The 12,312-nt window shown below is 51.8% G+C and carries 6 protein-coding genes; 5 read left to right on the forward strand and 1 reads right to left on the reverse strand.

Annotation, left to right across the window (positions count from 1 at the left end; translation table 11 throughout):
* From dpdH to dpdD, 5 genes are read left to right on the forward strand one after another with little or no spacing between them, the layout of a single operon-like run.
* Complete coding sequence (gene dpdH, locus NUH87_RS28300) at positions 1-3,069, forward strand: protein DpdH (RefSeq protein ID WP_338523583.1); 3,069 nt, start codon at positions 1-3, stop codon at positions 3,067-3,069.
* Entirely contained in the window at positions 3,066-3,788 is a 723-nt protein-coding gene (locus tag NUH87_RS28305; protein ID WP_338523585.1) for a hypothetical protein, read from the forward strand. Before dpdH ends, NUH87_RS28305 begins: the two co-directional genes overlap by 4 nt.
* Positions 3,788-8,581, forward strand: a complete 4,794-nt coding sequence (gene dpdJ, locus NUH87_RS28310; protein WP_338523587.1) for a protein DpdJ — start codon at positions 3,788-3,790, stop codon at positions 8,579-8,581. Before NUH87_RS28305 ends, dpdJ begins: the two co-directional genes overlap by 1 nt.
* A complete protein-coding gene (gene dpdK / locus NUH87_RS28315) occupies positions 8,581-9,102 on the forward strand; it encodes a phospholipase D-like domain-containing protein DpdK (RefSeq protein WP_338523588.1) in 522 nt (173 codons plus the stop codon). Before dpdJ ends, dpdK begins: the two co-directional genes overlap by 1 nt.
* 1 nt (position 9,103) lies before the next feature.
* A complete protein-coding gene (gene dpdD / locus NUH87_RS28320) occupies positions 9,104-11,353 on the forward strand; it encodes a protein DpdD (RefSeq protein ID WP_338523589.1) in 2,250 nt (749 codons plus the stop codon).
* 287 nt (positions 11,354-11,640) lie between these two features.
* Here dpdD and queE read toward each other — a convergent pair whose 3' ends face one another.
* Positions 11,641-12,276, reverse strand: coding sequence for a 7-carboxy-7-deazaguanine synthase (gene queE, locus NUH87_RS28325; RefSeq protein ID WP_338523591.1), 636 nt, complete (start codon positions 12,274-12,276; stop codon positions 11,641-11,643).
* Between the last annotated feature and the right edge of the window lie 36 nt (positions 12,277-12,312).

Below are 12,312 nucleotides of genomic sequence, written 5' to 3' on the forward strand. Positions count from 1 at the left end.
ATGAGCAACCTAGCTAAATATTGGCCCACGGTGCCCCAGGTGCTTGAGTGTTTGAGCACCGAAGCCGAAACGATCGATGAGGCCTTACTACTAGCGGTCCATGAGCCTGTAAGCCTATTACGTCGCGCCGCTCAAACCGGGGTTGAAACGATTGCTGATGAGGCAGACCTGCTGAATGAATTGATGCGCCCGACCGACGACGGTAGTGCCGTTCTAGTGACTATTACTGGGGCTTCTGGAATCGGTAAGTCACACATGGTCCGTTGGTTAGGTGCACAACTGCAGCGTCATCCTGCACGTGACCGCCTTGTGATCGTTTCGATTCCGAAGACGGCAAGCTTACGCCAAGTAGTTGAACTGATTCTTGAACCCTTGGGAGGAGAGGCTTTCGAAACGCTGAAGCGTGAGCTTTCGAGCGTTACAGATGCCCTTGACCCTCCCCGGGCCGCCGAATTGCTTGCGGCCACAATCGGTTCAGAGCTACATGCCTATACCGAGCAGGCTGTCTTGGAAGTTAAAACAGACCCTTCGAAGCAGAGCCAACTCGGTCTCAGGATCACAATCGCTAAAAAGGTGCGAAACCTGATTCGTGATCCAATGGCCCGCGACAATTGGTTTGCAGAGGTACTGATCCGTATTGTCGGTTCCAGCCTGGGCGGTGCATCGGATCCCGATCAAAGACGATTTTCTGCGAAAGATCTCACACCACCCGAGTCACTCCGTCTTGGGGATTATTCTGGAGATACCCTTGACGCACTAAGTTTTCTTGGCCGAAACGATGGGCGGGACCGAGTGGTCGCCGCAGAAATTCTGCAAGAAGTTTTGGATCCGGCCCTGAGGACTCTATTTGGCTTTGCCGAGACTTTCCGCCAAAAGACCATTCAGGAGGTTGTCGACGATATTCGTCGACAGTTGCTTCATGAGGGCAAGGAACTGGTATTACTGGTTGAAGATCTTGCTACCTTGTCGGGGGTCCAGCAGCCGCTTCTGGACATTGTGATCACTGAGAGTGTTCACCAGGGGGAATGGGTCCGAGCCCCGATCCGGACCGCCCTAGCAGTTACGGACGGTTTCATGCCAGGCCGGCAGACATTGCTCACGCGCGCGCGTGGTGAATGGGTGATTCCTAGCGAAGGATTGTCCGAAGAAGTGGTCGTTCAGCGACTCGTGGACATGACTGGGCGTTATCTCAATGCGGCACGCTGGGGACTGAGGGAGCTCAAAAACAGTTTTGCAGCGCGCCCTTCCGAACAGGTGGATTTGTATGCTTGGGTGCCTAGTTTTGAGCCTGTTATCGATGCGCAGTCGGCCGAGGTGTTGAAGGCGTTCGGCACCAGCAGTTTGGGTTACGCTCTGTTTCCATTTAACGAACTCGCGGTGCGTTCGCTAGGCGAGAACGCCCTTAAGCGCGCAGACCGATGGGTATTCAATCCGCGTGCGTTTATCATTGAGGTGCTTCGAAAAACGCTGTTCATGCGTGATAGCTTCGAGCAAGGAGTCTTTCCCCCCGCCAACTTTGTCCAGCCTAGACTCCAGCCTAGCGTTCGCCAGGAGTTGCAGTTCCAGTACTACTCACAAGTTGAGGAAGAGAGGCTTGAATCCCTCATGTATCACTGGGCAGGAGCCCCGAGTTCCATACGACAGTCGCCGCAAGCTCCAAAGGCGGTGTTCGACGCTTTCAAATTGCCATGGCCTTTTGATCGTAACTTTAAAGAACCTCCAACTGTGGCGCCCGTCAGTGCCAACAGTGGAGGGAATACAACACACACAGTGCCAGTCGAATCCGAAGTTGAGCCTGTAGTCGGGGACGTGCGTTTCGAGAGAGCATTGGAGGCTTGGTCTCCTGACGCGCAACTTACCGGAGAAGATCCGAAGAAAGTTCGACAGTTGCTTGCGGCTGCTCTCAAAGAGCGAATCTCGCTGGACACTCTCCGCCTGCAGGGGCAGGGAATCGATTTCAAATGGTTCTGGCTTCCACCAGAGCGTACCGTCGGTAATAGAAGCGTTGGTTTCATCGTTCGTGTGGCCGAACCAGGAGAGCCGATTCCGCTACTTTTGGTGCAGGGGCTTCGTGCGCTGAGTCGCTGGGATTCAAACGGCAAGTCTTGGTCCTATGCAGATGCAGAAACTGATTACTCGATGGCCCAAGCCTTGCTCGATCAACTAGAGACGAAACTTGTTCAGCTTTTAGAGTCTGAAGCGCAACGGGACTTGCGAATGCTGTGTACCGTGCTACACCGACAGAACCTGATGCTTGGGTTGAGTCGGAAGGCAGAGCCAGAGGCCCCCCGGATCCAGGAGTTAATGCTCAGGGCACCCGTAGAGCCGACACCTAAGGAAGACGATTCGTTACCTTCAGCGGTACGAAAGGTGATTTTGGTGAGGGCAGAGGCCCTGGCGGGACGAGAGGGGTTGCAAACGTTTTTTGCCAATCGGCTTGGCTGCTATCAGGGGGCGCGAGGCACAACGCTACTCGCAGTCGATACTGAGCGCATGAAGAGTGCATGGAAGCGTGTAATCGAGGGGCGTTGGATACTCTTCCTAGAAGGACCTATGCCCCTTGGCACCGCGAGCACCGACGCGCTAGAGCGGATGTCCGATACCGGAGTTGAGCAACTTGTACGTTACTTGCAGACCTCTATGGAAGCGTTTCAGCCAATGGTTGCCGAAGCCTTCGATAAGGGGCATGCGCGTGTCGCCTGGCGTGAGGATTTGCTGAGCACCCTCCAACTTGCCAAGCAGTTGTCCTTATGGCCAACCAAATGTGACGAAACTCAGCTAAAAAAGATGGTCACTTATCTTGCTGACGAGAAATCTGAAGCAGTCATCAGTGGTGCTTGCAATTTCAAAGCCCCAGACCCGCAAAGGTCTTTGGAGGTACAAATTGCGGCTTGGAGCAGTCTGCCGCTACTAGGACTGATAAAAGTGGCGCAGAACGTGCTGGCACTAGGCGTTTTTTTCAGTGCTCTTGAGAAATTATGCGCCGATCAGGCCGCAGCGATGGGCCAAGAGGAGGCGCTTCGTGAGCGGGAAGGGTTGCTCAACAGTCTTACTTGGGATCTCCAATGACGAGTTTGCTCAGTCGCAGTCAAATGGCCCGGGAAAATTTGCAAAAGGCCCAAATAGCTAACCAGATCAGGCATCAGGTCTCTAGCATTCAGAATTTGCACGCAACCTGGTCGGACCGCAAACGCAAGGTCGGGGAGGTGGTGGAAAAGCTGTCCTGGCTCAGGATAGCGGTAGCAGAGGAACCCGATCTCCAAATGGCGCAGGAGGTTTTGAGGGGGTTAGCGGGCGACGCATGGACATTACTCAGCAACGCGGATGACGTTCAGGCAGTGTCGAAAGATGATCTTTGGACACGCTTGCTGAACTCCGCAGCGGGTATGACGGCCAAGACCGAAGCAGTTGTAAGGCAAGTTTGGGCACTAAGAGTTGAAGAGTCCGGGGTAGTCGATTCTCCTGAGCGAATTGAAGAGCAGATGCCAAAATCACCTGCAAATATGAGCACACTCCAGGACTACAAGGAGTTGTACGAAAGATATAAGGTGTTGCGAGCGCAGTTTTTTCCAAAGTCCTCAGAAGATTTAACTGCTTTGCGTGAGAGTGCATTGCAGTTACAGGAGTTGCTCCAGAAAATTGATCTTGAATTACCTGATGAGGTGCGGGAGTTCTATCGGGGGTTGAACTTTGGTGCTGGCCTTGAGTTACTCACTCCGACGGTGCTCAGTTGGTTGAAAGAAAAAGATGATATTAGCCGGTTCGTAGTTCGCGTGAGAAATACATAATGGCTCTTGGTCCTGATCATAAGCTCGCAGAGTTGGCGCTGAATGCAATCGAGCGGGTAGAGTCGAAGGTTTTGGTTTGGGGATTGGTTGACAGTTCCTTATCCAGTTTTGAACTCATGGATTGTCTGCGATCTGTATTGGATTCCGATGATGCTCACGAGCCAAAGGGCCATCCCGATTGCACTATTTCAACATCGGGGGATCTACGCGATTTTCTGGTGGCGCAAAGGCTACTCTTCTTATTACCACTGTCATCGTCTGGTGAGGTGCGTTGGCGTACCAGAATGGCCGAAGGAATTCGGCTTCTAGCCCGGTTGCGCCAGCTATTTCGTCGTCATTCTGGCGATACTCAGTGGATTGCAGCGCCGACTCTCGTTGCCGATTTTCGCTTTTTATGGAGGCCTCGAAGATATCCAAAGCGTGAGTGTTCGTGGGCGGAGGCTTACGCAGCAATTCAGGCGGTGGTGGAGGATCCAAACTTACTCGTGGCTGTTGGACATTGGTTGCAACGTCTGCCGCTTAATGCTCGGCTGGCAAAATTTCAAATAGATTCCAGCGTTCGAATTCTAAACGGTCTTGTAAGCGGAGTTTGTCGCGGTACTTTGGTATCAGCGGGCACCGGAAGTGGGAAGACCTTGTCTTTTTATCTACCGGCTTTGTCGTGGTTGGCTTATCAGCGAGAGGTATCTCCTAAGGTAAAAGCAGTTCGCGTATTAGCACTTTACCCTCGGAACGAACTGTTGAAGGACCAACTTCTCGAGGTTTTTGGTCAGTGTCGAAAGTTTGACGATTTGCTGAGTGCGCGGGGTAAGCGCCCGTTGCGTGTGGGTGTGCTCTACGGTGACACCCCCCACTCGGCAAAGTCCGCGTTTGGTCCGTACTCAAAATGGAAAGGCGGCGCCCGCGAACGTATCTGCCCTTTCATGAGATGTCCTGATGATGCCTGCAACGGAGATATGATTCTTCGCAAAAATGACCTTGAACATGGATTGGAGCGCCTGACATGCGCATCTTGCGGCAACCATGTCGATGAGACGTGTCTAGTCTTCACTCGGACCAGTATGGAGTCGAATCCGCCGGATATTTTGTTCACCTCGGTTGAGATGCTTAATCAGAATCTTGCCAGCACACAGGTGCGGCATTTGTTCGGCGTGGGGGTTAAGGCAGCCCAAGCCCCTGATCTAGTTTTACTGGACGAGGTGCACCTTTATGCAGGCACCTATGGTGCACAGGTCGGATACTTGCTGCGCCGATGGTGGGCTCTGAGTGGGCGACGTTCAAGTTTTGTGGGGCTCTCGGCAACGATTGCGGAGGGACAACGATTTTTTGCGACATTAACCGGACTCGAGGAGTCCGTAGTTGAAGTCATTACCCCGCACGAGAACGACATGATTGAAGAGGGAGGCGAGTATCTCGTTGCTCTGCGCGGTGATCCTGTTTCGCAGACCGCACTTCTCTCAACATCGATCCAATCCTTGATGTTGCTTGCTCGCCTTCTAGATCCACGGGACGGCTTTGACTTCAGGCAAAGACCTTTCAGTGGTTGGCGAGCATTCGCGTTTACTGATCAACTTGATGCGACCAATCGTTTGTTCAAGAACCTTCTTGACGCCGAGGGACGCTACCCCGATGGGAATCGAAATACGAGCCATTATCCAGATGGTGGACTGGCGCGTCTGCGAGCCCCGATTAACCCTGTTGGCCGAAGATATTTGGCTGGGCAGGACTGGCGGGCTCTGAGCACAGGGGATGGAATTGGACACGATCTTAACGCATGTTTGGAGGTTGGACGGACAACTTCCCTTGATTCCGGTGTGAGCCAGAAATCACAAGTAGTAGTTGCAACTGCATCATTGGAAGTAGGATTCGACGATCCAGAGGTAGGGGTCGTACTTCAACATAAGGCTCCTCGTGATGTCGCCCAGTTCTTGCAGCGCAAAGGGCGTGCCGGCCGGACACGGCACATGCGGCCCTGGACAGTCGTTGTTCTTTCAGACTACGGTCGAGATCGTCTCGCCTATCAGGCATATGATCAACTCTTTGATCCCTTGGTGGCTGCCCGGGATCTGCCGATGACGAACCGTTACGTCCAACGGATGCAAGCAGTGTATGCATTAATTGACGAGTTGGGACGATGTATGCAAGTCGATCCCATCCCTGGGGCCGTTTGGCGAGATCTTGCGCGACCTTTGAAGGACGAGACTCCGGAGCATTGGAAAAGTGAGCAGTTTGTCCAAGTTCGCATCTTGGCCCGAGACGTAACGTTTCCTTTGACCTCGGAGAAGTGGAATGCATTAAGGAAGAAAGCCGTCGATCTGGCTCCCAATGTATCCGGTGCAAAGTGGCTCGGTAAAAACTGGCTGCAAGCAAGGTTGCGGCAGCAGCGATTGGTAGAACTGCTTGCCAGCATTTTAAAAAGTACCGACGAATTGGATCGATGCTCGAGTCGTGTCGGGGAGCTACTCGGACTGTCACGGGAGAGTGTAGAACCGCTACTTTGGAGTCAGCCTAGACCACTTTTTCTAGGTGCAATTCCCACTCTATTACGGCGACTCGCGACAAATTGGCGTTCACACGACAGTCCGAGCAGCGACCATCAGGCCGGTCACCCGCTTCCGGATTTCATACCTGCGGCTCTTTTTAGTGATCTAAGTTTACCTGAGATGGAGATTGTTCTTCCGCAAGCTGGGGGAAGTGAAGAGCCTAAGTTTATGCCTGTGTTGCAAGGCTTGTCGGAGTTTGCTCCGGGGCGCGTGTCCATGCGCTATGACGCGCCACTGTGGCTCGGCGTCAATGGAATGGTTTTGAATGAAATACTGGATAGCGGTGAAGAGGTTGTTGAGCTCGAGGCACAATTATCCGACTGGTATCAACTCGACCACAAGGGCGTATTCCATCTCAACGAGCAAGGTATCCTTTCGACCGGTCGCGCGTTTAGACCTGTTGCGGCTAAATTGCAGGATGCCGATCTAAGGTCCGTCGGAGTTACTCCGGTTCTGAGGTTGTCGGACACCTCAAATGCCCAACTCGATTGGGTCACGCAACTTCTTGCTCCTCTCAACGGAACCACACTTCAAACTCCGACGAGTGTCGGTATAGCAGGCATCCTTCCCTCGGTTACCTTCCACACGCATGCAAGCCATTCGGAGGCCGTCGTTAAGCGCTATGCGGTAGGATCTAGGGCCGACTTGAAACTTACCGTTGGCCAGGAGTCACGTAAGGTTGTCGTTAAGTGGCGTTTTATGGATGAAGCCCATCCCGCTGGTGTCGGGTTCGATCAGGAGGTTGATGCACTCGTTTTTGAGCTGAAATTACCGGATTCCCTGCACCGAAAAATCGACTGGTCCGATCCTGCCCGCGCGAGGGCCGCGCGGTCGGCGCGCTTTAGCTGGGAGGCCCTACATGGATGCGACCTTTCGGAGCTCGTATTGAATGTTTTCGTACGTTCATGGCTTGGCCAGATTTTTCAGACTGCGGCATTGCTCGTGGCCGAAGCGACAAAGTGTGATTTGCGTACTGCCTTGGATGGCTTGGGGGCAGGGGAGCATTTAGAGGTCTTACTGGATGTCCTGCATACGGTTTTCCAGGCACCCTCTGAGATAGACGATGATCTTCAGGACGGAGCCGATCGATTGCGACAGGAACTCCAGTCTGAACTCTCCAAATCAGAAGTTCGACGGGCGCTCAGATCTGTGGCTGATGTACTTGTCGAGCCGGTCGACGCCACCTGGGATGAATGGTTGTCCTGTACGATACGCACGACACTAGGTGCCGCTGTTCTAGACGCAATCCAACAAGCATGCCCTCAGGTAAATGGTGACGCGCTTTGTGTCGACGTTGATCCAGGATTGAGCGAGTCTGGAGCCAAGCGCGATGGGCAGTACATATGGGTGTCCGAGGCGAATCCAGGCGGAAATGGCTTGATCGAGCAAGTCGTGGACCTACTTATTTCCCAGCCCGAACGGCTCTACCGCCATATTGAAGCAGCATTGAACCCTCAGGAATTCGAAACTATTGATATGCAACTTAGGGACACGCTTCAGCGTCTCGGAGGTCCCTCAAGGGACCGTGCATTGATCGATGCTTTTGCAAGCGTGCGGTGTGCTGAGAGCAACGGTGAGGCCCAAGTTAATTTTGGTCGGCTGAGGGCCGAGCTAGTTCGGGTAGGTCATGCGGTATTCCATGGGTACGCGGTGGCGCTTAGTTTACGGTTACTTCGCCAGGACAGTCCTGAATTGCTCGATGAACTGCTTGCAGAAGTCCAGTTACACTGGGACGAACTGGAGAAAAAACACGGAATTGAGATCGATGTACGTCTCATCTGCGCGCTGTACAGCAATGATGGACGTCTGGATCGGGCTTTCGCTGGCGGTACTTTCGAACTTCCGGATGGAGACCGAAAGAGTTGGCGCTTCAGTGTGCTTATGGGGATCTTATGGGCAAGAGGGCATGCCCTACGCTCGAAGAATCTCCCCCTCCCCAATAGATTCGCAAGCCAATCGTGCGCCAGCGAACGGATTCTTGTCGGCCAATGGCTGACCCAGCGGGAGGAGCCTATCGATCCCCGAACACCTGAATGGGCAGAAAAGCTCCGCGAGCGTTTGATTGCTACCAACCGAGCTACAGTCGCCATGCCGGTTTCGGAGGCTGCAAGTTCGCTTCCGGGAATTATTCGCGAGGTTGTTACGGAACCGGTCCAGTTTGAATATCTCAACGTTTTCGCCCGCCTGCATTCGATCAGAAGGGTGGGCGAGAGTGTTGAATGGACATTTGAAATACCGGAGACTGCATAATGGCTGATCGTCAGATATTCAAATCCGCTACGACTGCACCTACTTCGGTCAAGGATGTACTTGGAATTTTGTTTGCACAGGAACTGATGGTGCCAAGTACTCGTGTGATTCTGATGGCACCGTGGATAAGTAATATCGTTATTCTCGACAATCGAATGGGCGAGTTTGATGGTCTGAACCCCGGGTGGGGGCGACGTGAGATTCGTTTGATCGACATCTTGGTGGCTGTAACTACCAATAATACAAAATTGTTGATCAGGGTTCGGCCCGATCAGCACAATAAGTATTTCAAATCTCGTTTCTTGGCGGCACTCAACGATACAGGTACGCAGGATCTCTGCACTTGGGAAGAAAGTGCAGCACTCCACACTAAAAGCCTGCTCACTGACCATGCAGTTGTTGGTGGCTCAATGAACTTTACGGAAAATGGAATATCTTTTGGTGCGGAGAGCGTCTTAATTTCTTTTGATAGGGCTCGCGTTGCCGAAGCTCATACGGAACTTGAAACCCATGGTCAGTAACATGCCGATTGCCCCTTCCTTGTCGCAGGTGGAGATCGCGAAGGCCATGCTTGATGCCTTCTTCTGTGATCCCAATGAGTTCAAACTTAGTGATCTTTGTGAGCGAGACGCTCAAAAGGCTGGCCAGGCTTTACATACAGGCGCGTATGCATTTCAGTCGAGTGTTCGACGCTACTTGAAAGGCTTCTCGGATCGTCCTCTACTCCTGCCGTTTATGATGGCTGGTCAGAGCGTTACGGTCTGGTATGCCTGTGCCCATACCGACACTCAATATGAAGCGCTACGGGCCGAATTGGAGGCATTCATAGGGCCTAGTTTCGCCGACTTCGGTCCTACGGCACCGGAGGTCGTCTTGGCCAATGGAGTTGTTGCGTCTTTGCTTGAAAAAAGCGGACTGAGATATTTTTCGTTTCAGGTACATCGGCCGGAACGAGACGTGCTGATTGGGAAGCAGTGGCAGTTGTATTGGGACTTGCTGGAGCACCGACCGCTGCGCTCAGCCATCCAAACTCGGACCTTCGCACAGTTACGGTCCTCCTTTGACCGTGCTCTCTTAGCAAGAAATGAGTCTGAAGCGTTGTCAGCGATGGGAGCTTTGCGCGATCAGCATGGCTTGAGCGCAGAAAACCGCGCATTCCTTGAAGTCCGGTTGAATGCCGCGTTCGGAAGGTGGGATAGCATCGTCGAACACCCGCAATTCAAGCATCTGATTCATCTAAAACTCCCACCTGAAACCTTCGGCGATGTGTTCGATGCATTGTTTGAAACAAGGCTACGTCCCTTTGAGCGAATAGAGGACCCAACGCACTTGCTTGAAGCCTTTTCCAGCCATGTCCAACTTTTAGTAGGGCCATTGTTGCGGAGCCGCGGTTCATCTCGCCGTATTTCTGTGCTCAAAACTGTCCTTTTAAACGAACTTGTCCAGCCAGAACCAAGCGCGGACCTATGTCATAAGTTGCTGGACATCCTTGGTGCAGGAAAGTTTGGTCAGGCTGAAAATGGTATTCGTACTCTGATAGAGGCGCTTCAGCCTAAGTCTGGTCTAATTCAGGCGCGGAGCGAGATGGAGTTAGAGCGTTATGAGCAGGCTCTCGTGTTACTGAAGCCTCTTCCTGACAGTGTTGAGGTGCTGACGGCGTTACTTCGATGTGCGCGGGAGATTGAGGATCCAGAACTAGCACGATCTGTTGTAGATCGAACGACAAGCGCGAGTCAGTCGATTTCTCAAGCGATTCGCAGTAACAGTTCGAGGTTATTCGCTGCTGTAGAAAAAATTGCTGGCCCAGCAGGCGTCGAAACCTGGAGAGGGCGTTTGGTCGTAGAGCCGGAGGACGATGTAAGCGTGGCGGAATTTGTGCTCCGCTGGCGCGAAATAGCAAGATCCTCCGACGCAAGGGATGCACTGTCAGAGCCAGGTTTTCCAGAAGACTTGGCCAGTTTGTCAGAAGAGCTATCAATTGCTCATAGCCATGTCTTCGAAGTCATCTATCCTATCTGGTTTGAATGGTTGATCGAACGAACGGCTCCGGATTCCGCGTTCCTAGTAACCTACGAGGCTTTAGCGGAGTCCCTAAGAGTCAGAGATCGTTTTGGCGAAACAGAGCTTGAACTCCTGAAGAATGCCATCCTTCACATAGTCCGCGCGGGTGCAGGTCAGGAGCAGTACGATCGCTTGATCAATAGGCTCATCGGGGTATTCGAACAGGTTAGCGCTCCTCACACAATGGCCTGGGCGCTTGATCTCACGGACGGATTAGTGAATGCCCAATGTCGAGCTCTTGAGGCTCGACTCCGATGGCTGACAAGTGTGGTCCAAGCGGGAATATTATATTATGACCGTCTGGGTATTGCAGAGCGAGGTCTTTTGCGGTTGCTCGCTAAAGAAAATTCGATAGACCTACCTAAAGATGGCGAAGACTCTGCGCTAGAAATAGCCCTCGAACAGACATTCTCCCGTCGGGTGTTGCTTTACAGTCTGGATAGCCTCGCGATAAGTCGTGCACAAATACTGCTGAGCAAAATTTTCCCGCATGCTCACTTCGATATCAACGACGAAGAAGTCTGTACACCAAGACTCAAGAATGCAGTCCGAAACGCAGATTGGGTCGTTTTTGTGGCAGCAGTGGCTACACATCAGGCATTCTTTTGTATCAAAAATTCCTTACGAGAGAATGCCTTCCTTCAGCAGGTTGAGGGAAGTGGGACTACGAGAATCGTTGAGTGTGTCGTCACTAAGAGTCAGGGTCTATAGTAGTCCATTAACTCCGGTGCTTCAGCTTTATACATGTAGGCTCCATTTTGCTGTGTTTTGCTCAAAATCCGTTCATGTGTTGAGCGAGATTTTGGTTGATTTTTCGTTGTTTAAGCGCCAGGAATAAAGCTGTGTGGTTGTTGATCATAACGAAGGTGAGAATTGGCGATCGGTCATATTGATAGCTGTTGAAAGAAATCCTGCGGCTAAGAGTTGTAAGGTAACAGATGTTTTGCTATGAGTAGAAAATTAAATTTAAATGAATGTTCTATGTTTGCCGGGGTTGTTTAGGGTATCATTAATATTTTGTGTTGTTGTAAGCTAAGGCGCCACCTAGGGTTGCTTTTGCAGTAATTAATAGCTGCCTCGGTGTGTCCTTTGGCGTTTGGTCCATCCATTGGTTGCAGGTAAAAATGCTGAAAGTTTAGGTGTTCATAATCATTCGGCATGCAGTCGATTTGCGGAAAAACAAGCTTCAGTTCATCACCTTGAGTGATTTTTATTTGAGTGCTCGATTTTGGGCTAACACAAATCCAGTCGATTCCAGGCGGAGGTGTAATTGTGCCGTTGGTCTCTACGGCAATCACAAAGTCTAATTTATGCAGAGCAAATATTAATGCATCGTCGACCTGAAGCAGCGGTTCTCCTCCAGTCAATACTACATATTTATGATCTTGATGAGATATTGGCCAAAATGAATCAATAGCATGGGCAAGAGCTTCAGAATTTTTGAACTTATCGCCACCATCCCCATCTGTTCCGACGAAGTCGGTGTCACAGAATGTACAGATCGCGCTAGTCCGGTCTTGTTCACGTCCTGACCATAGGTTACATCCAGAGAATCGGCAGAATACCGCGGGTCGACCCGCTTGGTTGCCTTCCCCTTGAAGGGTGTAAAACATTTCTTTGATACTGTAAGACATTTGGTTTACTCACCTGATTCAAATGGGTGGCGAATG

The organism is Pseudomonas batumici, assembly GCF_036585405.1.
In the GTDB taxonomy this organism is placed as follows: Bacteria; Pseudomonadota; Gammaproteobacteria; order Pseudomonadales; family Pseudomonadaceae; genus Aquipseudomonas; species Aquipseudomonas batumici.